We start from the raw sequence: 23,953 nt of genomic DNA, 5'->3' as shown, positions 1-23,953 counted from the left end.
CGTCAGCGCGCGGCACGCGCAGGGGGCGGTGGCCAAGCTGGTCAAGGCAGCGGGCTCATAACCCGACGATCGTGGGTTCAAGTCCCACCCGCCCTACGTGTCGAGGTCCGTCGCAACCCCCGCGGTTGCGACGGACCTCTCCTCGTTGCGGCCCTTGATCACGGACCGATGAGAAATTCGTTCACACCCCTAACTTTCGGAGGGGAACCCCGTGACGCGCGACTCGGTTTGGCTGTAGCGTCAGCCACATCAACTGTCCCCTGGCTCCTGATGGAGGCGAACAATGAAGTTCCTGCAGAGGCTCGGCAGGTCGATCATGCTCCCGGTGGCTGTGCTGCCGGTGGCTGCGATCCTGTCCGGCATCGGTTTCTGGATCAGCAACGGCGGAAAGAGCCCCAACCTCGTATCGATCTTCCTCGACGCGGCGGGCGGTTCGCTGCTGGGCAACATCGCCCTGCTGTTCGCGGTCGGCGTCTCGATCGGGATGGCGAACAAGCCGGACGGCACCTCTGCGCTCGCAGGTCTCGTCTCGTGGCTCGTCGTCACGACGCTGCTCAAGCCCGAGACGGTGCTCCTGTTCACCGGCGTCGACAACGTCAACGAGGTGGACCCCGCCTTCCTCCGCGTCCAGAACGTCTTCGTCGGCATCGTCTGCGGCCTGATCGGGGCGTTCTGCTACAACCGGTTCAAGGACACGAAGCTCCCTGACGCACTGTCCTTCTTCTCGGGCAAGCGGTCGGTCGCGATCGTGACGGCCGGAATCTCGCTGGTGCTCGCGATCATCCTGTTCTTCGTGTGGCCGTTCGTGTACACCGGGCTCGTCGGGTTCGGCGAATGGATCGTGACGCTGGGCGCGTTCGGCACCGGCATCTACGGCTTCCTCAACCGCCTCCTGATCCCGGTCGGCCTGCACCACGCGCTGAACTCGGTGTTCTGGTTCGATGTCGCCGGCATCAACGACCTGAACAACTTCCTGGACGGCACCGGAACGTACGGCGTCACGGGTCAGTACATGACCGGCTTCTTCCCGATCATGATGTTCGGCCTGCCGGGCGCGGCCCTCGCGATGTACCTGACGGCCAAGACCACGCGCAAGAAGCTCGCGTACGGCATCCTGCTCGGTGGTGCGATCTCGTCGTTCTTCGTCGGAGTCACCGAACCGCTCGAGTTCGCGTTCATGTTCCTGGCGCCGGTGCTGTACCTGGTCCATGCGGTGTTCACGGGCATCTCGATGGCGATCAGCCAGATCCTGCCGGTGCGCATGGGCTTCGGCTTCTCCGGTGGCTTCGTCGACCTCGTCCTGGGCTGGATGAACCCGATGGCGCAGAACCCGTGGTTGATCCCCGTCATGGGCGTCTTCTGGTTCTTCATCTACTTCGCGGTGTTCTACTTCTTCATCAAGCGCTTCAACCTGAAGACGCCGGGGCGCGAGGACGACGACATCCTCGGCGAAGGCACCGAGTACGACACCCACGCAGCCGACGACAAGTACCTCGTCACCGGCAGCCGCTTCATCGACGCGCTCGGAGGCAAATCCAACATCCTCGAACTGGAGAACTGCGCCACGCGACTGCGCATGGAGATCGACGACCCGAGCAAGGTCGACGAGACCGCGCTCAAGCGTGCCGGTGCTGCCGGCACGATGAAACCGGGCGGGAAGTCGGTGCAGGTGATCTACGGCACCAATGTGCAGTTCGTGAAGGACGCGATGGAGCAGATCATGTCGGGGCAGGCCGAGGCGCCGACGCCCGCCGCACCGGAGCCGGCCATCGCGCCGGCGGCGACCGGAACGGCGGTCCTGACCGACAACCCGGCGACGACGGCGGTCCGGCTGCGCCAGCCGCTCGAGGGCAAGGTCGTGCCGCTGTCGGAGGTTCCCGACCCCACGTTCGCGCAGGGGATCATGGGCCCGGGCATCGCGATCGAACCCACCGGCGACACGGTCGTCGCGCCGGCCGACGGCACGATCGGCGCCACGTTCGACAGCAGCCACGCGGTGGCGCTCGTCCTCGACGACGGCACCGAACTGCTCATCCATGTCGGCATCGACACGGTCGGCATGAAGGGCGACGGCTTCGACACCCTCGTCGAGAAGGGGCAGCAGGTCACGGCGGGCACGCCGCTCCTGCGCTTCGACCTCGCGAAGATCCGGGCAGCCGGCCACCCCTCGATCACCCCGGTGATCGTGCTCAACAACGAGAACGCCGCCGTCACCTTCGAGTGACGCCGGCGTCCCGGCCACGATGAACGGGACGGATGCCTCGACCCTGAGGCATCCGTCCCGTTCTCACATCGCGTTGCCGATGTAGGAGTACTTGACGAAGACCTCGGGAGCGAGCCCCGCTTCTTCCAGCACGCCCTGCACGGCGCTCAGCATGTAGCTGGAGTCCCAGCCCATGTAGAGCGAGTGCGCGTCGTCAAGGCGATCCCACTGGCCGTTCCAGGACTGCGCCGTGTAGACCGGGCCGCCGCGGCGCGCGCTGTACGCGACGACCGACTCGCGGGAGTCAGCCCAGAGCCGCTTGAAGATGCGGTTGAAGAGGTACTTGACGTCGGGCACCTCCCAGTGCTCGCCGCAGTACTCGACATACGCCCACTCGCGATGCCAGCCCGGCGGCCATCCGCGGCGCCGGACGGCGTCGAGGATCGGCGTCAGGCCGTCGTCGTCGATCGCGGGACCCCCCGGGCGTTTCCAGACCTCGACGAACCGTCCCGTGAGCTGCAGAGACCGTTCGGCGATCGCCGCTGTGCCCCATGAGGGGAGCGCAGCGAGCTCGGAAGTCGTCGCGACGGCGCTGCGGGCGTACAGCGCCTGCTTCTCGGGGAACGACCGGTCGAACGACCGGAGGGCGAGTTCCTCCTCGAGGACGGTGAGATTGCCGATCGTGCTCGCGAGCGCACGATGGCTGTTCTGCTCGTCGTCGCTGTACGACGCCCACTCGCGGACGCCGTCGCCCGACCATCCGTCGCCGGGGGCGAGAGGGAAGATGTGCTCGATGTCGAGGCCGCCGGCGCCGTCGACCCCCGCGATGCGGCCGAGGACATACGCCGCGTGCGGGAGCTCGGAGTACTTGAGGGCCACGGCGACGCGCTCGTCGGACGGCGTGATGCGCGAGATCGCCGAGAAGAGCGCTTCCGCTCCCTCTTCGCGCGCGCGGCACAGGCGCGCGACCAGACGGTCCACGCCGGTGCCGACGACGGCGCGACGCACGAGCAGCGACTGCACCATCTCGAGCGTGTCGATCAGCTCGTCGCGGCCGAGCGAGCCCTGCTCGAAGTCGCGGTACGCCCGCATCACGAGCGGGTACATGCCGGTGCCGAACGTGCCGAGGTAGGCGAGGTGACGCGTGATGTCGGCATCCGGAGCCTCGCTCGGCCGGAGGAGGATGCGGTACACGCGGGAGAGCTCTCGCCACTCGTCGGCGTGCCGCGCCAGGTCGTCGAAATCGAGCCGCGGGAACTCATGACGGAAGGCGTCGTACACGCCGCGACCGCCGACGACGGTGACCTCGCGCCCGGTCCGCATGACGAGGTACTGCCGCCAGAACTCCGCGATCGACTCGCCGGTGTTCTGCTCGATCGCCTGCCAGTACTCGGCCTCGATCTCGCGCTGCTCGGAGTGGTTGAGTCCCATGAGCACGTAGTTGTGGATGAGCTCGTGGTCGCGCAGCGGCTCGCCGGTCGAGTTCAGGCTCTCGAAGATCTGCTGCGCGTTCGCGCCCGCCCCGAGCGTGATCGCCACGTGCTCGAGCTTCTGGAGCCCTCGCCAGATGTGCGGCGCCTCCTCGAGGCTGATCTGGCTGCGGAAGAACGCGTAGTTGTCATCGAACCGCGAGTCACGGTGCTCACCCTGTGCGAGGGGGAGGTCGAGCACGACGCGCTCGAACACCGACGCCCACGCCCGATGAGGACGCAGCTTCGTGCGCGCGGCGTCGTGCGAGTGCACGAGCACGCGCTGGAGCTGATCGGCGAGATCGGGATCTGCTTCGCGCACGGTGTGGTGCAGCGCGGCGACGAGCAGCATGAGCGTCGTGGTGCGCTGTTGCCCGTCGATCAGCACGAGTTCGGCGTCGGAGCCTTCTCCGCTCGCCGAGGAGAGGATCGAGCCGATGAAGTGCATCCGGCGATCGTCGAGATCCGCGACCGCGCGGATGTCGGAGAGGAGCTGCTCGCACCCGCCGATGTCCCACCGGTACTGCCGCTGATACACCGGGACGACGATCGTCCAGTCCGCGGCGGAGAGCCAGCCGATGGTGTTGACAGCAGTGGCATCGACGTTCGTGGCAGTGACCATGGCCCGTCCAGTCTAGGCCGGGCGCCCCGCCCCGGAGCGGGCGCACGACGGCCGTCGGTTATTCACGGCGCCGTCTCCGGAGCCCCTCAGAGCCCCGAGGTAGGCTTACCTAAGTTGAGCCTGTTAAAACGTGCTGGCTCACTGACCGAAAGGCATGATTCGTCATGGGTTACATCAAGTCCGCCGCTCTCGACGAGACCGGCTTCGTGGTGCTCGACTCCTACGGTGAGGAGGTCGACCCGCAGGAGTGGCTCTCGATCGAGTACGTCGACTGGAAGTCGTCGGGCGACACCCGCTTCGCGCCGCTCGCGTCCGCCAAGGGCGAGATCGAGTGCAACGGGTTCTGGAACCACACGCCCCCGCGCACCGACAAGGACGGCGTCTGGATCCCCGAGCAGACCGAGAAGTCGCCGACCCTGACGCGTCGCGCGCAGGAGCCGGGCTCCAACGTCGGCCGCTGCCGCATCATCGAGCTGCAGCCGAACACGTACGCCGACGCGCTGTACAACCTCCACCAGGACGACAACAACCGCCTCAACCCCGACGGCACCGGGTGGGTCGTGCGCGGCTTCTTCAACCTCACCGACGACAAGACCAGCTATTTCGTGCTGCGTGAGAACCGCACCGACCCGAGCATCGAGTACCGCGTCGCGCTTCCCGCCGGCGCCCAGCTCATCGTCGACACGCAGCGCCTGTGGCACGCCGTGCATCACGACGGCACCGAGCCGCGGTACTGCCTCATCACGTCGTGGGAGTCGGGCCCGGAGCTCGACGCCTACATGGAGAAGTACAACGCCGTGCCGACGGCGCCGCAGTTCGAGGTGGCGCAGGAGGTGCTCGACGCCGGTCAGGCCGAGCAGGCCCGCCGCGACGCCGCGCGCGCCGCGTACTACGCCGCCAAGGGCAAGGCCGAGGTCCAGGCCATGAGCGAGGCCTGAGCAGCGCTCACCTGATCGGAGAGGGCCCGGGAATCACAGTCTTGTGATTCCCGGGCCCTCTCGGCGATAATGGCGGCAGCACAACCGAACAGCACGTCATGACACCGTCACAGGTCGTAGGGGAAGACGCACCTGACGAACGGAGAGATCATGGCGACACAAAAGGCGCGTGGGGTGATCTTCATTCACTCCGCGCCACGAGCGTTGTGCCCCCACCTCGAGTGGGCAGTCGGGCGGGCCCTGGGCCGCGCCGTCAGCTTCGACTGGGCGGATCAGCCGGTGCTGACCGGCAGCCGGCGCTCCGAGTTGTACTGGGAGGGATCCGCCGGGACCGGCTCGGCGCTGGCGACGGCGATCCGCGGCTGGGAGCATCTGCGCTTCGAGGTCACCGAGGATCCCACCCCCCGCAGCGACGGCGGCCGTTGGCTGCACACGCCGGGACTCGGCATCCATTACGCCCAGACCGACACCGCGGGGAACGTCGTGATCGGCGAGGACCGCATCCGCTACGCGATGGAGATCGCCGGCGGCGACGCGTTCGAGCTGCAGCGCGAGCTCGACGTCGCGCTGGGCGCCGCGTGGGACGAGGAGCTCGAGCCGTTCCGGCACGCGAGCGACGACGCCCCGGTGGTCTGGCTGCACAAGGTCGGCTGAACGACCCCGCAGACGCAGGCGGCGCGAGGCGCCACTACCGAGGCTCGGAGGCCACGAATCCCGGGCCCTGGGACCGCGAACCGCCGCCTGACACGACAGACGCCCCCGGTCGGCTTCACCGGGGGCGTCTTCGCGTCGCGGCTCGTCAGACCGAGCGGAAGGCGACGACGGCGTTGTGACCGCCGAAGCCGAACGAGTTGCTGATCGCGAGCTGGTCGCCGGCGCCGAGGGCGAGGGGGGCGTCCGAGATGCGCAGCGGGATGTCGGGGTCCTGCGTGGTGACGTTGATCGTCGGCGGTGCCTGACGCTCGCGCAGCGCGAGAAGCGTGAAGATCGCCTCGAGCGCGCCGGTGCCGCCCAGCAGGTGGCCGGTGGCGCCCTTCGTGGCCGAGACGGGGATCTCGTGGACGCGGTCGCCGAAGACGCTCAGGAGCGCCTTGTACTCGGCGATGTCGCCGGTCGGGGTCGACGTGGCGTGCGCGTTGATGTGCGTGACCTCGTCGGGCGTGGCACCCGCCTGCTCGAGCGCGAGCCGGACCGCGCGCGAAGCGCCGAGTCCCTCGGGCTCGGGAGCCGTGATGTGGTACGAGTCCGCCGTCACGCCGCCGCCCACGATCTCGCCGTAGATCTTGGCGCCACGGGCCTTGGCATGCGCCTCGGTCTCGAGGACCAGGGCTGCCGCGCCCTCGCCCATGACGAACCCGTCACGGTCGACGCTGTACGGCCGCGACGCGGTCTCGGGGGAGTCGTTGCGCTTGGACAGCGCCTGCATCGCGGCGAACGCGGCGATCGTGAGCGGGTGGATGACCGCCTCCGCGCCACCCGCGATGACGACGTCGGCGCGACCCTCGCGAAGGCTCTCGAAGGCGTTGACGAGCGACTCGGTGCTCGACGCGCACGCAGAGGCGACCGTGCGCGCGTACGCGCGGGCGTTCAGGTGCATCGAGACGGCCGCGGCGGGGGCGTTCGGCATGAGCATCGGGACGCTCATCGGCATGACCCGGCGCGGACCCTTGGTCTTGAGCGTGTCCCAGCCCGCGAGCGTCGTCTGCAGGCCCCCGATGCCGGTCGCGAAGTCGACGGCGAACCGTTCCGGCTCGACCTCGGGCTTGCCCGCGTCCTCCCACGCCTCGAACGCGGCGACGAGCGCGAACTGCGCCGAAGGGTCGAGGCGGTTGGCGACAGGGCGCTCCAGCACGGTGTCGGGCCGGACGAGCGCCTGCGCGGCGAAGGCGACGGGGAGCTGATACTCCTCGACCCATTCCTGCTCGATGGTGTGCGTGCCGGATGCTCCGCTCAGCAGCGCCGACCAGCTCTCGGGGGCGGTGCCGCCGATGGGGGTCGACGCGCCGATGCCGGTGACGACGATACGGGGTGTGCTCATGAGATCAGAGTCCTCGTGATGCTGGCCGGTGGGGGCCGCGGCCCCCACCGGGATGGTCCTACGCCTGGTTCGACGTGATGAAGGTGACGGCGTCGCCGACGGTCTTGAGGTTCTTGACCTCGTCGTCGGGGATGGTCACGCCGAACTTCTCCTCGGCGTTGACGACGATCGTCATCATCGAGATCGAGTCGATGTCCAGGTCGTCGGTGAACGACTTCTCGAGCGCGACCTCGTCGGCCGAGATACCGGTCTCGTCGGTGATGAGCTCCGCGAGTCCCGCGAGGACCTCGTCGTTGGTGAATGCCATGGGATTCTCCTGTTTGTTAGGGGTAGGCGTGCCCGAGCGGGCCGGGAATCAGTCTAGGGTCGCGGTTCGCCGCGTCAGGGAAGGACGACCACCTGCGCGCCGAAAACCAGCCCGGCGCCGAAGCCGATCTGGAGCGCGAGGCCGCCACTGAGCTCCGGGTGCTCCTCGAGCAGACGGTGGGCGGCGAGCGGGATGGAGGCCGCCGAGGTGTTCCCGGTGGTCTCGATGTCGCGGCCGATCAGCACGGTGTCGGGGAGCCCGAGCTGCTTGGCGAACTCGTCGATGATGCGCATGTTCGCCTGGTGGGGGATGAACGCGGCGAGATCGGATGCCTCGACCCCCGCGGCCTCGAGCGCCTGGCGTGCGACCTTCACCATCTCCCAGACGGCCCAGCGGAACACGGTGGGGCCCTCCTGGCGCAAGGTAGGCCACGGTGCGACGCCGTCGCGGAACTCGGTCAGCGTGTGGTTCATCCCCACGGCGTCGGCCTTCGAGCCGTCGGAGCCCCACACCGTCGGACCGATGCCCGGGGTGTCGCTCGGGCCGATCACGACCGCTCCGGCGCCGTCGCCGAGCAGGAACGAGATGCTCCGATCGGCGGGGTCGACGATGTCGCTGAGCTTCTCGGCCCCGATCACCACGGCGTAGTGTGCCGCGCCGGCCCGGATGAGCGCGTCCGCCTGGGTCACTCCGTAGGCGAAGCCCGCGCATGCGGCGTTCACGTCGTATGCGGCCGCCGGGTTCGCGCCGACGCGGTCCGCGACGATCGCCGACACCGACGGGCTCTGCTTCGGGTTGCTGATCGTCGCGACGATGACGGCGTCGACCTGCGACGGGTCGACACCGGACCGCTCGATCGCCTCGCGGGCGGCATCCGTCGCGAGGTCGATCGCATCGGTCTCGGGGACCGCGCGCGTGCGGGTGACGATGCCGGTGCGCTGGCGGATCCACTCGTCGCTCGAGTCGATCGGGCCGATGAGGTCGTCGTTCGGCACGGCGATCTCGCCACGGGCGGCGCCGTAGGCGTAGATGCGCGTGTGGGCGGCACCGGTGGGCTGGATGAGGCTGCGGGTCATGCGGGGGTACTCCGGTCAGGCGTCGGCGGCCACCAGCGCGGCGGCGGCCTCCAGGTCAGCGGGCGTCTTGACGGCGACGGCGGGGACTCCGCGCAGCGCGCGCTTCGCGAGCCCGACGAGAGTGCCCGCGGGGGACAGCTCCACGATGCCGGATACCCCTGTGGCGGCGAAAGACGCCATGCAGAGGTCCCAGCGCACCGGCGAAGCCACCTGGTCGACGAGAAGGTCGACGAAGGCGCGGCCCGAGGTCGCCGTGGAGCCGTCGCGATTGGTCCACAACGTGACACCGGGATCGGAGACGTCGTGGTCGGCGGCGGCCGCACGCAGGGTCTCCACCGCCGGTGCCATGTACTGCGTGTGGAAGGCGCCCGCGACCTGCAGCGGAATCACCCGGGTGCCGGCGACCGGCTCCGCCGCGAGGGCCTGGAGGGCGTCCAGCGCGCCGGCGACGACGAGCTGGCCGCCGCCGTTGTAGTTCGCGGGGGAGAGGCCGAGCTCTTCGAGGCGGACGAGAACGGATGCCTCGTCCCCGCCGATCACGGCGCTCATGCCGGTCTCGGCGGCCGCTGCGGCCTCCGCCATCGCGCGGCCGCGGATGCCGACCAGCGTGAGTGCCGACTCTTCGCTGAGGACGCCTGCCGCCGCGGCGGCGGCGAACTCGCCGACGGAGTGCCCGGCGACGCCGGTGATGCGCTCACGGTCGGGCAGCGCGTTCCACGACAGCAGGCTGGCCGCGACGATGAGCGGCTGCGCCACCTGGGTGTCGCGGATCTGGTCGGCGTCCCACTCGGTGCCGGCCGCGACGAGGTCGACGCCCGACCACTCGGAGTACTGAGCGAGGCGGTCCGCCGCGCCGTCCGATTCGAGCCAGGGAGCCAGGAAGCCGGGGGACTGGGAGCCCTGCCCGGGGAAGACCGCGATTCTCACCGTTCCATCCTGCCAAGGATCAGAAAGGTCGTTCTGGCGACACCGTCACAAGAATCACGCGCTGCTTTGTGTGTGGCCCACACTGACAGGTGGATCAAGCCGGGTTGCGCCGTGCGGGCGGACGGCGGCGCGAGGCATCCGTCCCGATCGATCCGAGGATCAGCGCCGTCTGCAGGATCAGCGCCTCGCGGGGGCCGGTGGCGTCCCAGCCGATGACCTCGGACACGCGCTTCAGGCGGTAGCGCACCGTGTTCGGGTGCACGAACAGCTCGCGGGCGGTGGCCTCGAGCGAACGGCCGTTGTCGAGGTAGGCCCAGAGCGTCGACACGAGGTCGGCGCTGTGCGACTGGAGCGGTCGGTAGATCCGCTCGACCAGCGTGAGCTTGGCGAGGGGATCCCCGGCGAGGGCGCGCTCGGGCAGGAGGTCGTCGGCCTCAACCGGCCGGGGCGCGTGGCGCCAGGCACGCGCGACAGCGAACCCCGCGAGGGCGGCGCGGGCGCTCTGGCTGGCGTCGACGAGTGCCGGCACCGTCGGGCCGAGCACCAGGTAACCCCCACCGAATCCCGGCTCGAGGCGACGCGCGATCTCGCCGAAGGGAAGGTCGGTCACCGCGTCGTCGGCGACGGCCGACGGCTCGGCGCGCCCGACCACCAGCACGAGGCGGGAGCCTTGCACGCCGATCAGCACGTCGACGCCGAGCTTGCGGGCCGTGCGCCGGAGCTGATCGACGTCGAACTGCGGGGGAGTCGTGCCGACGAGCACCGCGACCTCGCCGTGACCGTGCCAGCCGAGCGCTGCGATGCGGCTGGGCAGCTCCTCGTCCGCCTCGCCCGTGAGGATCGAGTCGACGACGAGCGCCTCGAGGCGTGCGTCCCACAGGCCGCGCGCCTCGGCGGCGCGGGCGTACACGTCCGCCGCGGCGAAGGCCACCTCGCGCGAGTACAGCAGGATCGCCTCGCGCAGGTGCTCGCCCTTGCCGGCCACCCGCTCCTCGGTCACCTCGACGGTGACGCGGATGAGCTGCAGCGTCTGCTGCAGGCTGACGCTGCGGAGGAGCTCGCGCGGAGCCGCGGCGAAGATGTCGGAGGCGATCCACGGCGTGGAGCCAGGCTCGTCGTACCACGAGATGAACGACGTGATGCCGGCCTGAGCCACCAGCCCGACGGCGGAGCGTCGGGCCGGCGGCATCTCGGCATACCAGGGCAGCGTCTCTTCGAGGCGCTTGATGGTGACGGTCGCGAGATCGCCCGAGATGCGTCGCAGCCAGGCGAGCGTCTCGACCTTGTCCATCACCTCGGTGGACTTGCCCATTCGCAGGTCAGCTCTCGCCGCCCGCGTTCCCGCTCGTACCGGCGGTCACGTCGTGCAGGCGGTACTTCTGGATGGCCTGTGCGGCGAGGCTGCGCTCGACCGCACCCTCTTCGGCCAGCGCCTGCAGCGTCCGGACCGCGACCGAGGGGCCGTCGATCTTGAAGAAGCGACGGGCCGCGGCGCGCGTGTCGGAGAAGCCGAAGCCGTCCGCACCGAGCGTCGCGAAGCGGTTCGGCACCCACGGACGGATCTGATCCTGCACCGCGTGCATGAAGTCGCTGACCGCGACCACGGGGCCGGCGGCGTCCTTCAGCTTCTCGATCAGATAGGCGGTGTGCGGCTCCTCCTCCGGGTGGAGGAAGTTGTGCTCGTCGGCGGCGAGGCCGTCGCGACGCAGCTCGCTCCACGAAGTGACCGACCAGACGTCGGCCTGCACGCCCCAGTCGTCGCGCAGCAGCTGCTGCGCCTCGAGCGCCCACGGCACGCCCACGCCCGACGCGAGGAGCTGGGCCCTGGGACCTTCGCCCTCGGCGGTCGAGACGCGGTGGAGGCCGCGCACGATGCCGTCGACGTCCACACCCTCGGGCTCGGCCGGCTGCACCAGCGGCTCGTTGTACACCGTGAGGTAGTACATGACGTTCGGGTCGGGGTGGTTGCCGCCGTACATGCGCTCGATGCCCGAGCGGACGATGTGCGCGATCTCGTAGCCGTAGGCCGGGTCGTACGACACGGTCGCCGGGTTGGTCGACGCCAGCAGCAGCGAGTGGCCGTCGGCGTGCTGGAGGCCCTCACCGGTCAGGGTGGTGCGTCCGGCGGTGGCGCCGATGATGAAGCCGCGCGCCATCTGGTCGCCGGCCGCCCACTGCGCGTCGCCAGTGCGCTGGAAGCCGAACATCGAGTAGAAGACGTAGACCGGGATGAGCGGCTCGCCGTGCGTGGCGTACGAGGTGCCCGCGGCGGTGAACGCGGCGACGGCGCCGGCCTCGTTGATTCCGACGTGGACGATCTGGCCCTGCGGGCTCTCCTTGTAGGCCAGGAGCAGCTCGCGGTCGACCGACGTGTAGTTCTGGCCGTGCGGGTTGTAGATCTTCGCCGAGGGGAAGAACGCGTCCATGCCGAACGTGCGCGCCTCGTCGGGGATGATCGGCACGATGCGGTGGCCGAAGTCCTTCGCGCGGAGGAGGTCTTTGAGCAGGCGGACGAACGCCATCGTCGTGGCGATCTCCTGCGTGCCGGACCCCTTCTTCGGGAGCGCGTACGCCTCGTCGCCGGGCAGCTGCAGGCCGACGTGGTGCGAGCGACGCTCCGGGAGGAAGCCGCCCAGGTGGCGGCGGCGCTCCAGCATGTACTGGATCGTCTCGTCGTTCGAACCCGGGTTGTAGTACGGCGGCAGGTAGGGGTTCTCTTCGAGCTGCGCGTCCGAGACCGGGATCCGCATCGAGTCGCGGAAGTACTTGAGGTCCTGGAGCGTCATCTTCTTCATCTGGTGGGTCGCGTTGCGGCCCTCGAAGTGATGCCCGAGGCCGTAGCCCTTGATCGTCTTGGCGAGGATCACGGTGGGCTGGCCCTTGTGCTCGGTCGCGGCCTTGTAGGCGCCGTAGACCTTGCGGTAGTCCAGGCCGCCGCGGCGCAGCTTGCCCCAGATGTCGTCGTCGGACCAGTCCTTCACGAGAGCGGCCGTGCGCTCGTCGCGCCCGAAGAAGTGCTCGCGGATGAACGCGCCGTCCTCGGCACGGTAGGTCTGGAAGTCACCGTCCGGCGTGGTGTTCATGAGGTGGACGAGGGCGCCGTCGGTGTCCTTCGCGAGCAGCTCGTCCCACCCGGAGCCCCACACCACCTTGATGACGTTCCAGCCGGCGCCGCGGAAGAAGCTCTCGAGCTCCTGGATGATCTTGCCGTTGCCGCGCACCGGGCCGTCGAGTCGCTGGAGGTTGCAGTTGACGACGAACGTGAGGTTGTCGAGGCCCTCGTTCGCCGCGACCTGCAGCTGACCGCGGCTCTCGACCTCGTCCATCTCGCCGTCGCCGAGGAACGCCCACACGCGCGAGTTCGAGAGGTCCTTGATCCCGCGGTTGGTGAGGTACTTGTTCGACATCGCCTGATAGATGGCGTTGATCGGGCCGAGGCCCATCGACACCGTCGGGAACTGCCAGTACTCGGGCATGAGGCGCGGGTGCGGGTACGACGGCAGCGCGTGCGGCGCCTTCGACTTCTCCTGGCGGAAGCCGTCGAGCTGCTCCGAGCTCAGGCGTCCCTCGAGGAACGAGCGGGCGTAGATGCCGGGGGAGGCGTGGCCCTGGATGAAGATCTGGTCGCCGCCGGTCGGGTCGTCGAGGCCGCGGAAGAAGTGGTTGAAGCCGACCTCGTACAGCGACGCCGAGGAGGCGTACGTCGAGATGTGGCCGCCGACGCCGATGCCGGGCCGCTGCGCGCGGTGCACGGTGATCGCGGCGTTCCAACGGATCCAGCGGCGGTAACGGCGCTCGAGTTCCTCGTCGCCGGGGAACTCGGGCTCGTTCTCGGGGGCGATCGTGTTGATGTAGTCCGTCGTCGGAACCTGCGGAACGTTCAGCTGCAGCTCGTGAGAGGTCTGCAGCAGGCTCAGCATGATCTCGCGGCCACGTCCGTGGCCCTTCGCCTGCACGAGCTGCTGGAGGGACTCCTGCCACTCGGAGGTCTCATCGGGATCGCTGTCGAGGGGTTCCTGCGAGTACGGATCCTGATCGTTGACAGTCACAGAAGACCTTTCGTCGTCTGGCAGATCGTGCCAGGTAATCGCTACCGGAGCGGCGCGGGCGTTGTCTGCCCTGCACAAACGCACCAACTGCCAGCCTAGCGAGTTCGAGACGCCCCGGACGCACCTCGTAGACTGGCTGCGAGGGCCTTTAGCTCAGCTGGTAGAGCGCCACGTTTACACCGTGGATGTCGTCGGTTCGATCCCGGCAGGGCCCACCGAAGTCGTTCAGGGCCGATCCGCGCGCGAATCCCCGTCGCCGTCCTGGTCGCCGTCGTCGCGCTGGTGCGAGACGACATGCGGCAGCGCGAACTCCTGGTAGCCCGGCTGGCCGATCTTGGAGTGCCGGTGCGAGTAGGCGAAATAGATGGCGAAGCCGATGACCAGCCACACCAGGAATCGCAGCCACGTCTCGACAGTGAGATTGAGCATCAGGTAGACGCAGATCGCGGCCGAAAGAGCCGGCAGCCACGGATTGAGCGGTACGCGGAAGGAGCGCTGCAGGTCCGGGCGCTTGCGCCGCAGCACGATGACGCCGATCGACACGAGCACGAACGCCGACAGCGTGCCGATGTTGACCATCTCTTCGAGCAGGCCGATCGGGGTGAAGCCCGCGACCACCGCGACGATGATCGTGACAAGGATCGAGATCACCCAGGGCGTACGGAACCGCGGGTGCACCTTGGCGAGGCGGACCGGAAGGAGCGCGTCGCGCGACATCGCGAAGATGATGCGCGTCGCGCCGATCAGGAGCGTCAGCACGACCGTGGTGAGGCCGGCCACGGCGCCCGCCGAGATCAGTGTCGCCATCCACGTCGCCCCGTGGAACGCGAAGGCGTTGGCGAGCGCGGCCGCCGGGTCGAGGTCCTGGTAGGGCACCATCCCGGTCACCACGAGGGCGACGGCGCAGTACAGCAGCGTGCAGATGACCAGCGACGCGATGATGCCGATCGGCAGGTCGCGCTGGGGGCGCCGCGTCTCCTCGGCCGTCGTCGCGACGACGTCGAAGCCGATGTAGGCGAAGAACACGAGCGCGGCGCCCGCGAAGATGCCTCCGACGCCGAAGGCCGTGGGCTCGATGCCGGAGAAGAACTGCAGCAGCGGCTGACTCAGTCCCGTGGCGGACTCCCTCGGCGCGGGCGCCGGCACGAACGGCGACCAGTTCGCCGGGTTGACGAACAGCAGTCCGGCGACGATGACGAACAGCACGATGAAGAGCTTGACGGCGACGAGCACCATGTTCACGCGCAGCGATTCCTTGATGCCGAACGTCATCAGGCCGCCGAGCACGAGCACCAGCAGGATCGCCATCAGGTCGACCGTGCCTCCGTATCCAATCTCGGGGGGAATCGGCATCCCGAGCTGTTCGAAGAGCGTGCCGAGGTACGCGCTCCATCCCTGCGCGACGACGCTCGCCCCCAGGAACATCTCGAGGATGAGGTCCCACCCGATGATCCAGGCGAACAGCTCGCCGAGCGACGAGTAGGAGAACGTGTAGGCGGACCCCGAGACCGGGACCGTCGACGCGAACTCGGCGTAGCAGAGCGCGGCGAGCGTGCAGGCGATCGCGGCGACCACGAAGCTGAGCACGATCGCCGGGCCGGCGACCTCGTGCGCGGCCCGACCGGTGAGGGTGAAGATGCCGGCGCCGATCACGACGCCGATGCCGAAGACCGTGAGGTCCAGGGCCGTCAGGGACTTCTTGAGTCGGAATTCCGGTTCGTCGGTGTCGGCGATCGACTGCTCGACGGACTTGGTGCGGAGAACGCCCATGGTTCGCGCCTTTCGTCTTCGGAAGCGCCGGTCGTCGAATGCTAGTCTCCGCCGCTCGTGCCGTCGATGCCCCACGGTAGGTTGGTGACGTGAACGCCAGCCCCGCAGACCAGCGCCGCCTCGTCGAGGTCGCCCAGCTCGACGCCCGCATCCGCCAGGCCGACAACGCCCGCAGGAACCCGCCCCAGGCGGGTCGCGTGCAGGAACTGCTGGGCCGGCGTCAGGAGCTCTCGCAGGAGCTGGCGACGCGCCTCGGTGCGCGGGACGATCTGCGCACCGAACTGTCGCGGATCGAGTCCGATGTCGCGGTCGTCGACGCCCGCGCGGCACGCGACGCGGGCCGCCTCGCCGCCTCGACGAACTCGAAGGAGGCCCAGGGCCTCGAGAGCGAGCTGGGCGCTCTCGCGCGCCGCAAGAGCGACCTCGAAGACGCGGAGCTCGCTGTCATGGAGCGGTTGGAACTCGCCGACGCTGCCGTCGCCGAGCAGGAGGCACTCATCGCGGCGACCAACGCCGAGGGCGCCGAGCTGAGCGCCGAGGGCAAGCGTGCCGTCGCCGAGGCGACGGCGGCCTTCGATGGAGCCACCCGTGACCGCGCGGCCATCGCGGGCGGAGTTCCCACCGACCTGCTCGCCCTGTACGACCGCCTCGCGGTCCGCAGCGCCGGCGCCGCGTTCCTGCGGCGTCGCACGTGCGAGGGCTGCCACATGGTGCTCGCCGGCACCGACCTGCAGGTGCTCCGCCAAGCCGGCGAGAACGACGTCGTGACGTGCCCCGAGTGCGGCTGCATTCTCGTGCGCGACGACGAATCCGGGCTGTGACCGCAGCCGGGCGTTGCCGTGGTGGGCGTGCCTGACGCTCCCGGCTGGATCGTCCTCGGACGGACCGCACGCGGTGCCGCCGTCATCCTTCTCGACGCGAACGCCGACGAGACCGGCCGCGACGAGGTCGACGGTGCCGCACTGTCGTCGTGGATCGCGGACGCGGAGACCCACTGGGCGCCGAGGTGGGTCTGGCACGACACGCCGCAGTGGTACGCCACGCTGCTCGCCGACGGCGTTCGCGTCGCCCGGTGTCACGACCTGCGCCTCTGCCACGCGATCCTGCGCGACTCCGCGCTGGTCGCCGAGACGGCGGCAGTCCGGCGGGCACAGGAATGGGATGCTGCACCGCACGTCGACACCGACCACGCCGCGCCCGCCCTGTTCGAACTGGACTCCGTCACGCGCGGCTCCGGTCCGCCCGCCGACGTCGACGCGGCGGTGGCCGAGTTCGCTCGTCAGCGGGACGCGGTCGCCGGCAGCGCCGAGCCCGGTCGCCTGCGGCTGCTGACGGCCGCGGAGTCGGCGGGCGCGCTGGTGGCCGCCGAGCTGCGGGCGGCAGGGCTCCCGTGGGACGCCGAGGCACATGACCGCATCCTCGTCGAGACGCTCGGGGAGCGCCGCCCCGGCGGCGCGCAGCCCGTGAAGCTGGCCGCGGCGGCGGAGCGGGTGCGGGCGGCGCTCGGCGATCCGTCCGCCAGCCTCGACTCGCAGCCGAAGCTGCTCCGCTCGCTCCACCGCGTCGGCGTGCTGGTCGAATCCACCAGCCGGTGGGAGCTCGCCGAGCAGCGGCATCCCGTCATCGAACCCCTCCTCGAGTACAAGAAGCTGTCGCGGCTGCTGTCGGCGAACGGGTGGACGTGGCTGTCGGAGTGGGTCGCCGACGGCCGGTTCCGCCCGGTCTACGTTCCCGGCGGAGTCGTCACGGGGCGCTGGGCGTCGTCCGGCGGGGGAGCGCTGCAGCTGCCTCGTCAGCTGCGCGAGGCGGTTCGCGCCGACCCGGGGTGGCGGCTCGTCGTCGCCGACGTCGCGCAGCTCGAGCCGCGTGTGCTCGCTGCGATGTCGGGCGACACCGCCCTCGCCGCGGCGGCACGCGGCCGCGACCTCTACACGGGGATCGTCGACAGCGGCGCGGTGGCCACCCGGCAGGAGGCGAAGATCGCGATGCTCGGCGCGATGTACGGCGCCACGACGGGCGAGTCGGGGCGGCTGGTACCACGCCTGCGGCGCGCGTACCCGCGGGCGATGGGGCTCGTCGACGACGCGGCGCGCACCGGCGAGGACGGCGGCATCGTCTCCACGTGGCTCGGCCGCACGTCGCCCGCCCCGTCGCCGGAGTGGTCGGCCGCGCAGTCGCGTGCGACCGAGGCTGAGGCGTCCGGAGCCGAAGAGAATCGTGCCCGGCGCCAGGCGCGCGATCGCGGACGCTTCACCCGCAACTTCGTCGTGCAGGGCACCGCCGCCGAGTGGGCGCTCGCGTGGCTCGCCGACCTGCGCGGGCGCCTCGCCGCTCTCCCGCCGGTGGCTCCCGAGCGCGGAGCGCCGCGCTCGGGGCCGGCCTTCGCCCGCAGGCCGCATCTCGCCTTCTTCCTTCACGACGAGGTGATCGTGCACGCCCCCGAGGAGCACGCGGATGCTGCCGCTCAGGCGGTCGAGGAGGCCGCGGCCACCGCGGGGCGCCTCCTCTTCGGCGGCTTCCCCCTCGACTTCCGGCTCGACGTGCGCATCGCCGAGACGGCCCTCAAGGACTGACCGCGCGGCGTGCACCCGGCTGCCGGCGATAAGCTGGCCGTTGCGAATGGGTCGGCTGGACGGTCGCGTCGCGGACGGTTCGCCGCCCCGCGCCGAGGAACGTCCGGGCTCCACAGGGCAGGGCGGTGGGTAACACCCACCCGGAGCGATCCGCGAGACAGTGCCACAGAGAGCAGACCGCCCGGCTTCGGCCGGGTAAGGGTGAAAGGGTGGTGTAAGAGACCACCGGGGTCGTGGTGACACGACCCGCACGGTAAACCTCGCCCGGAGCAAGGCCAGACAGGGGATGACGACGCGGCCCGCCGAGTCCCCGGGTAGGCCGCTGGAGCGGCACGGCAACGTGTCGCCGAGAGAGATGACCGTCCACGGGGCTCACGCCCCCGGACAGAACCCGGCGTACAGGCCGGCCCATTCGCCCTCTCCGCCGCGCCGCTTCGCGGCGAGGCCCGCCACGAAGCGGCTGGGCTCGGGGCGTCAGCCGCGTGCGAGTGCGGCGGCGCCGATGATCCCGGCGTTGTTGCGGTGCACCGCCGGAACGATCGGCGTCTTGAGGTCGAGCAGGTGCAGGAACTTGTCGGAGTGCTTCGACACGCCCCCGCCCACGACGAACAGGTCAGGGCTGAAGAGGAACTCGATGTGGCTGTAGTACCACTGCAGCCGCTTCGCCCACTGCTCCCACGACAGGTGATGGCGCTCCATCGCGGAGTACGCGGCGTAGGCCTCAGCGTCCTTCCCGTGTCGCGCGCGCTGCACGTGGCCGAGCTCCGAGTTCGGCACCAGGACGCCGTTGTACAGCAGCGCCGAGCCGATCCCGGTGCCGAGCGTTGTGAGGATCGTGAGCCCGGGCTTGTCCTTCGCGGCGCCGTAGCGGACCTCCGCGACGCCCGCGACGTCCGCGTCGTTCGCGAAGTGGATCTCGCGGCCGAGGCCCTCCTCGAAGAACTTCTCGGCGGCGAAGTCGATCCACTCGTCCGACACGTTCGCCGCCGACAGCGTGAAGCCGTTCTTCACGATCGCGGGGAACGCCACACCGAGCGGCACCGACGGGTCGTCAGCGACGCCGAGGGTCGAGAGCACCTCGGTGACCGCAGCCAGCACGTCCGGCGGGTGCGCCCCGGCCGGAGTCGCGACCTTCACCCGATCGCTGACGAGTTCGCCCTTCTCGAGATCGACGATCCCCGCCTTGATTCCGGTGCCACCGATGTCCACGCCGACGGCGCGTGCCGCGTCAGATGCCATGTCGACAGCCTATCGACGCCGACGCCGTCGCCGAGGCGGGCGTCACTAGGATCGAGCTGAGGGCGACCAGCCCGCGATGCGAGGAGCGTGCACGATGACGAGCGGCAGCGAGAAGTACTGGTACAACCTCAAGACCGGTGAGGTCGAGAAGGGCTTCGAATCGCCCGCGCCCGACCGCGCCGGCCCCTTCGACACTCCCGAGGAGGCGGCCAAGGCTCCCGAAGTGATCAAGGAGCGCTCGCGGGCATGGGCCGCGGACGAGGCGCGTGAGGACTCGTGGGGCGCCGACAGGGTGTCAGGCAAGGGCGGCGACGACCAGTAGTCTGGCTTTCACCGCGGTCGTATTGACACCTCGGGCGATCCGGCACCGGAGAGGACGCGATGGACAAGCAGCGTGACTTCGTTCTGAGGACCATCGAAGAACGAGGCGTGAAGTTCGTACGGCTGTGGTTCACAGACGTGATCGGCACGCTGAAGTCCGTCGCCATCGCCCCCGCCGAGGTCGAGGGCGCCTTCAGCGAGGGCCTCGGATTCGACGGCTCCGCGATCGAGGGCCTGACGCGCTCGTACGAGTCGGACCTGCTGGCGCACCCCGACCCGACCACGTTCCAGACCCTGCCCTGGCGCGGCGAGATCGACCCGACCGCGCGCATGTTCTGCGACATCACCACGCCCGACGGGCAGCCGGCCGTCGCCGACCCGCGCCACGTCCTCAAGCGGACGCTCGCGAAGGCCGCCGACGCGGGGTTCACGTTCTACACACACCCCGAGATCGAGTTCTACCTGCTGAAGTCCTCGTCTTTCGGCACCGAGGGCCCGGAGCCGGTCGACTCGGCCGGCTACTTCGACAACGTCCCCGGCGGCACCGCCCACGACTTCCGCCGCAGGTCGGTGCGCATGCTCGAAGACCTCGGCATCTCGGTGGAGTTCAGCCACCACGAGGGCGGCCCGGGTCAGAACGAGATCGACCTGCGCTACGCGGACGCCCTCACCACCGCCGACAACATCATGACGTTCCGCACGGTCATCAAAGAGGTCGCGATCGAGCAGGGCGTCTACGCGACGTTCATGCCGAAGCCGATGACCGGCAAGCCCGGCAGCGGCATGCACACCCACATGTCGCTGTTCGAGGGCGATGTCAACGCGTTCTACGAAGAGGGCGCGCAGTACCAGCTCTCGAAGGTCGGCCGGCAGTTCATCGCCGGCCTGCTGCGCCACGCGAACGAGATCTCCGCCGTGACGAACCAGTTCGTCAACTCGTACAAGCGGCTCTGGGGCGGCGACGAGGCGCCCAGCTTCATCTGCTGGGGCCACAACAACCGCTCGGCGCTCGTGCGCGTGCCGCTGTACAAGCCCAGCAAGGGCCAGTCGTCGCGCGTCGAGTACCGCGCCCTCGACTCGGCCGCCAACCCCTACCTGGCGTACGCGCTCATGCTGGCGGCGGGACTCAAGGGCATCGAGAACGAGTACGAGCTCCCGCCCGAGGCGGAGGACAACGTCTGGTCGCTGACGGATGCTGAGCGCCGGGCGCTCGGCTACGCCCCGCTGCCCGCGAGCCTCGACCACGCGCTGGAGTACATGGAGGAGTCCGAGCTCGTCGCCGAGACGCTGGGGGAGCAGGTCTTCAACCACGTGCTCCTCAACAAGCGCCGCGAGTGGCAGGAGTACCGGTCCCAGGTCACGCCGTTCGAGCTCAAGAGCAACCTCGAGCTGCTCTGAGACCGGCTGACGCATGTCTGCGAGCGACCGGCCGGGTTCTCTGACACCGCTCGCGCGCCTGGGCTTCAGCCGCCTGACCGACGCCGAGGAGCTGCTCGACGAGCTGTCCACCCTCCTCGACGCGCCTCGCGGTGCGCTCCTCGAAGGGGCGGTCGACGCGGCGGATCCCGACGAGGCGCTGCACGCCCTCGCGCGTCTCGCTCGACGCGACGCCGCACCCGTGCGCCGCACCCGCGAACGGCCCGCGGCCTGGCGCGCTCTGTGGGCGCTGCTCGGTGCGTCGACCGGCTTCGGCGAGTTCTTCTTCCGCCACCCCGCAGAGGTCGACCACCTCGCGGACGCGGGGGAACGGCTGCCCACGCCGGAGGAGCTGCGCTCGGAGCTGCTCGCGTCGATCGATGCCGTCGACGGGTTCGCCGCGGACGGCGGCGAGAGCGCGTGGGTCGCCTTGCGCGTGCGCTACCGCCGCATGCTCGCGCGGATCGCCGCATACGACCTCCTGAGCCCGGCACCGGTCGACGAGGTGGCCGTCGTATCGGCACGGCTCGCGGATGCCGCGGGCGCGGCGCTCGAGGCATCCCTCGCGGTCGCCCGCACCCGCGTGTCAGGTGGCGCGGTCGGAGCGGGGCTGTTCCCGCACGAGCAGGTGGCGCGCACGAAGCTCGCGATCATCGGCATGGGCAAGACCGGTGCCCGCGAGCTCAACTACGTCAGCGACGTGGACGTCATCTTCGTGGGAGGCGGCGACGACGACGCCGTCGAAGAGTTCGGCGAGAGCCGCATCGTCGACATCGCGACCCGGCTGGCGGTCCAGACGATGCGCGGCATCTCCGGCGTCGAGATCGAGCCTCCGCTGTGGGAGGTCGACGCCAACCTGCGCCCCGAGGGCAAACAGGGTGCGCTCGTGCGCACGCTCGACTCGCACCTGGCGTACTACGACCGCTGGGCGAAGAGCTGGGAGTTCCAGGCGCTGCTGAAAGCGCGGCCCATCGCCGGCGACGAGGGGCTCGCGCAGGCGTACATCGAAGCTGTCCAGCCGAAGGTGTGGACGAGTGCTGCCCGCGAGAACTTCGTCGACAGCGTGCAGCGCATGCGCGAGCGCGTCACCGAGCACATCCCGCCCGCGGACGTGCCGTATCAGCTCAAGCTCGGTCCGGGCGGCATCCGTGACATCGAGTTCACCGTCCAGCTCCTTCAGCTGGTGCACGGCCTCTCGGACGACCGCATCCGGCAGCGCGGCACCCTCGAGGCGCTGGACGCGCTGGTCGCCGAGGGGTACATCGGCCGGGCGGAGGCATCCGCCTTCTCCCGCGACTACCGCGTCCTCAGGCTCCTCGAGCACCGCGTGCAGCTGCGTCAGCTGCGCCGTACGCATCTCATGCCCTCGCGTCCGGAGGAGCTTCGCGTCCTCGCGCGCGCCACGGGCCTCGCCGACACCGGCGACGGGATCTGGCAGCTATGGGAGTCCGTCAAGCGCGAGGTGCGCGACATCCATGTCCGGCTCTTCTACCGGCCGCTGCTGTCGGCGGTCGCGGCGCTGCCGGCCGATGAGCGCGTGCTGTCGACCGAGCAGGCCCACGACCGGCTCGCGGCCATCGGCTTCGCCGACCCCGCCGGAGCCCTGCGCCACATCGCAGCGCTCACCACCGGCCTGAGTCGCAAGGCGACCATCCAGCGGCACCTGATGCCCGTCATGATCCGCTGGTTCGCCGACGGCGTCGATCCGGACTACGGCCTGCTGGCCTTCCGCCGGCTCAGCGAGCGTCTGGGCGACACGCACTGGTTCCTGCGCATGCTGCGGGACTCATCCGGCGCCGCGGAGAGCCTCTCCCGCGTGCTCTCGGGCTCCCGCTACGTGGGGGAGCTCATGGAGTGGATCCCCGAGTCCGCCGCCTGGCTCGACGACCCCGAGCTGCTGCGCCCGCGCTCGGGCCTCGCGCTGCAACAGGAGGCGCGCGCGATCCAGACCCGCCACAGCACCGTCCTCGATGCCATGCGCGCGGTGCGGGCACTGCGGCGCCGCGAGCAGCTGCGTATCGCGATGGGCGCGATCCTCGGAAGCGTCACCATCGAGGAGGTCGCGGACGCACTCACGACCATCACCGAGGTCACGATCCAGGCGACCCTGCGCGCCGTGCGCCGCGAGGTCGTGCCCGCCGAGGACGCCGCCCTCGACTTCTCGGTCATCGCGATGGGACGCTTCGGCGGCGCAGAGCTCGGCTTCGGCTCGGACGCCGACGTCATGTACGTCTACCGGCCGAACGGCGTCGACCCGCAGCGCGCCCACGAGCTCGCCCTCAAGCTCGTCGCGGCTCTGCGCACCCACTCGGAGGATCACCGCGTCCCGCTCGAGCTCGACGCCGACCTGCGCCCCGAGGGCCGCAACGGCCCGCTCGCGCGCTCGCTCGAGGCGTACGAGGAGTATTACCGCCGATGGGCACTGTCGTGGGAGGCGCAGGCGCTTCTGCGAGCCCGCGGCGTCGCCGGCAGCGTCAAGCTCATCGGCGATTTCATGAAGCTCGCCGATCGCGTACGGTATCCGTCGACCGTCGACCTCGCCGCGACGCGCGAGATCAAGCGCATCAAGGCCCGCGTCGAGAGCGAGCGGCTGCCGCAGGGCGTCGACCCCTCACGGCACCTCAAGCTCGGTCCCGGGTCGCTCAGCGACGTCGAGTGGCTCGTACAGCTCCTGCAGCTGCAGCACGCCCACGCCGTTCCCGAGATGCGGACGACGTCCACGCTGGGGGCGCTCCGCGCCGCCGAGAGCGCCGGACTCATCCCCGCGAGCGCCGCGGACCGCCTCGCGGAGGCCTGGCGCCTTGCGAGCCGCCTGCGCTCGGCCAACACGCTGCTGTCGGGCCAGACCAGCGACGTGCTTCCGGTCGACCGCAAGAAGCTCGACGGTATCGGCCGGCTCCTCGAGTACCCGCCGCGGTCGGCCACGCAGGTCGAGGAGGACTACCTCGGCGCCACCCGCCGCGCGCGTCGCGTGTTCGAGAAGCTCTTCTACGGCTGAACCGGAT

Annotated in this window: 17 protein-coding genes, 2 tRNA genes and 1 other RNA gene; 11 read left to right on the top strand and 9 right to left on the bottom strand. The window is 70.0% G+C overall.

The annotated features are described in order from the left end of the window. Nucleotides 1-22: 22 nt before the first annotated feature. Nucleotides 23-96, top strand: a tRNA-Ile gene (locus tag ACVN90_RS09320). Nucleotides 97-283: 187 nt separating this feature from the next. Continuing rightward, a complete protein-coding gene (nagE, locus tag ACVN90_RS09315) occupies nucleotides 284-2,224 on the top strand; it encodes an N-acetylglucosamine-specific PTS transporter subunit IIBC (protein ID WP_475101833.1) in 1,941 nt (646 codons plus the stop codon). A gap of 63 nt (nucleotides 2,225-2,287) precedes the next feature. Here nagE and ACVN90_RS09310 read toward each other — a convergent pair whose 3' ends face one another. Further along, nucleotides 2,288-4,294 carry a DUF262 domain-containing protein gene (locus tag ACVN90_RS09310; RefSeq protein WP_475101832.1) on the bottom strand — a complete coding sequence of 669 codons (2,007 nt, stop codon included), beginning with the start codon at nucleotides 4,292-4,294 and terminating at the stop codon, nucleotides 2,288-2,290. A 164-nt stretch (nucleotides 4,295-4,458) separates the two neighbouring features. Here ACVN90_RS09310 and ACVN90_RS09305 point away from each other — a divergent pair, with 164 nt between their 5' ends. Further along, entirely contained in the window at nucleotides 4,459-5,232 is a 774-nt protein-coding gene (locus ACVN90_RS09305) for a hypothetical protein (protein ID WP_475101831.1), read from the top strand. Between the two features lie 150 nt (nucleotides 5,233-5,382). After that, nucleotides 5,383-5,886 carry a DUF3145 domain-containing protein gene (locus ACVN90_RS09300; protein WP_475101830.1) on the top strand — a complete coding sequence of 168 codons (504 nt, stop codon included), beginning with the start codon at nucleotides 5,383-5,385 and terminating at the stop codon, nucleotides 5,884-5,886. 145 nt (nucleotides 5,887-6,031) lie between these two features. On the opposite strand, the gene ACVN90_RS09295 is transcribed toward ACVN90_RS09300, so the two are convergent. The 6 genes from ACVN90_RS09295 to aceE form a co-directional block, all read right to left on the bottom strand. Beyond that, on the bottom strand, nucleotides 6,032-7,270 hold the full coding sequence (locus ACVN90_RS09295; RefSeq protein ID WP_475101829.1) for a beta-ketoacyl-[acyl-carrier-protein] synthase family protein: 1,239 nt from the start codon (nucleotides 7,268-7,270) through the stop codon (nucleotides 6,032-6,034). 58 nt (nucleotides 7,271-7,328) lie between these two features. Beyond that, nucleotides 7,329-7,577 carry an acyl carrier protein gene (locus ACVN90_RS09290; RefSeq protein WP_013586517.1) on the bottom strand — a complete coding sequence of 83 codons (249 nt, stop codon included), beginning with the start codon at nucleotides 7,575-7,577 and terminating at the stop codon, nucleotides 7,329-7,331. Nucleotides 7,578-7,651: 74 nt separating this feature from the next. Further along, nucleotides 7,652-8,653 carry a beta-ketoacyl-ACP synthase III gene (locus ACVN90_RS09285; protein ID WP_475101828.1) on the bottom strand — a complete coding sequence of 334 codons (1,002 nt, stop codon included), beginning with the start codon at nucleotides 8,651-8,653 and terminating at the stop codon, nucleotides 7,652-7,654. Nucleotides 8,654-8,668: 15 nt separating this feature from the next. After that, the gene (locus ACVN90_RS09280; RefSeq protein WP_475101827.1) at nucleotides 8,669-9,580 is read right to left on the bottom strand and encodes an ACP S-malonyltransferase; all 912 of its coding nucleotides are present in this window, start codon (nucleotides 9,578-9,580) and stop codon (nucleotides 8,669-8,671) included. A gap of 94 nt (nucleotides 9,581-9,674) precedes the next feature. After that, complete coding sequence (locus ACVN90_RS09275; RefSeq protein ID WP_374978147.1) at nucleotides 9,675-10,892, bottom strand: PucR family transcriptional regulator; 1,218 nt, start codon at nucleotides 10,890-10,892, stop codon at nucleotides 9,675-9,677. 7 nt (nucleotides 10,893-10,899) lie between these two features. Beyond that, the gene (aceE, locus tag ACVN90_RS09270) at nucleotides 10,900-13,629 is read right to left on the bottom strand and encodes a pyruvate dehydrogenase (acetyl-transferring), homodimeric type (RefSeq protein WP_475101826.1); all 2,730 of its coding nucleotides are present in this window, start codon (nucleotides 13,627-13,629) and stop codon (nucleotides 10,900-10,902) included. A 142-nt stretch (nucleotides 13,630-13,771) separates the two neighbouring features. Between aceE and ACVN90_RS09265 the strand changes: the two genes are divergently transcribed. Further along, nucleotides 13,772-13,844, top strand: a tRNA-Val gene (locus ACVN90_RS09265). A 10-nt stretch (nucleotides 13,845-13,854) separates the two neighbouring features. On the opposite strand, the gene ACVN90_RS09260 is transcribed toward ACVN90_RS09265, so the two are convergent. Next, the gene (locus ACVN90_RS09260; RefSeq protein ID WP_475101825.1) at nucleotides 13,855-15,399 is read right to left on the bottom strand and encodes an amino acid permease; all 1,545 of its coding nucleotides are present in this window, start codon (nucleotides 15,397-15,399) and stop codon (nucleotides 13,855-13,857) included. An 89-nt stretch (nucleotides 15,400-15,488) separates the two neighbouring features. On the opposite strand from ACVN90_RS09260, the gene ACVN90_RS09255 reads away from it, so the two are divergent. From ACVN90_RS09255 to rnpB, 3 genes are all read left to right on the top strand, one after another. Further along, nucleotides 15,489-16,220, top strand: a complete 732-nt coding sequence (locus tag ACVN90_RS09255; RefSeq protein ID WP_475101824.1) for a zinc ribbon domain-containing protein — start codon at nucleotides 15,489-15,491, stop codon at nucleotides 16,218-16,220. A gap of 21 nt (nucleotides 16,221-16,241) precedes the next feature. Next, nucleotides 16,242-17,972, top strand: a complete 1,731-nt coding sequence (locus ACVN90_RS09250; protein ID WP_475101823.1) for a bifunctional 3'-5' exonuclease/DNA polymerase — start codon at nucleotides 16,242-16,244, stop codon at nucleotides 17,970-17,972. A 47-nt stretch (nucleotides 17,973-18,019) separates the two neighbouring features. Further along, nucleotides 18,020-18,387, top strand: an RNA gene (gene rnpB / locus ACVN90_RS09245) — RNase P RNA component class A. Nucleotides 18,388-18,446: 59 nt separating this feature from the next. On the opposite strand, the gene ppgK is transcribed toward rnpB, so the two are convergent. Next, the gene (gene ppgK, locus ACVN90_RS09240; RefSeq protein WP_475101822.1) at nucleotides 18,447-19,211 is read right to left on the bottom strand and encodes a polyphosphate--glucose phosphotransferase; all 765 of its coding nucleotides are present in this window, start codon (nucleotides 19,209-19,211) and stop codon (nucleotides 18,447-18,449) included. A gap of 94 nt (nucleotides 19,212-19,305) precedes the next feature. On the opposite strand from ppgK, the gene ACVN90_RS09235 reads away from it, so the two are divergent. Genes ACVN90_RS09235 through ACVN90_RS09225 form a run of 3 tightly spaced genes read left to right on the top strand, consistent with a single transcriptional unit; the run spans nucleotide 19,306 to nucleotide 23,946 of the window. Then, nucleotides 19,306-19,533 (top strand): SPOR domain-containing protein, encoded by a 228-nt coding sequence (locus ACVN90_RS09235; RefSeq protein ID WP_475101821.1) that lies wholly within the window; start codon nucleotides 19,306-19,308, stop codon nucleotides 19,531-19,533. A gap of 59 nt (nucleotides 19,534-19,592) precedes the next feature. After that, the gene (gene glnA, locus ACVN90_RS09230) at nucleotides 19,593-20,930 is read left to right on the top strand and encodes a type I glutamate--ammonia ligase (protein WP_310290934.1); all 1,338 of its coding nucleotides are present in this window, start codon (nucleotides 19,593-19,595) and stop codon (nucleotides 20,928-20,930) included. 13 nt (nucleotides 20,931-20,943) lie between these two features. Next, nucleotides 20,944-23,946: a bifunctional [glutamine synthetase] adenylyltransferase/[glutamine synthetase]-adenylyl-L-tyrosine phosphorylase gene (locus tag ACVN90_RS09225; protein WP_475101820.1), complete on the top strand. Its 3,003-nt coding sequence runs from the start codon at nucleotides 20,944-20,946 to the stop codon at nucleotides 23,944-23,946. Nucleotides 23,947-23,953 lie beyond the last annotated feature (7 nt).

This window comes from Microbacterium sp. F01, from assembly GCF_056156365.1.
The sequence above is the reverse complement of the archived record's forward strand: the minus strand, read 5'-3'. Positions and strand labels throughout refer to the sequence as shown.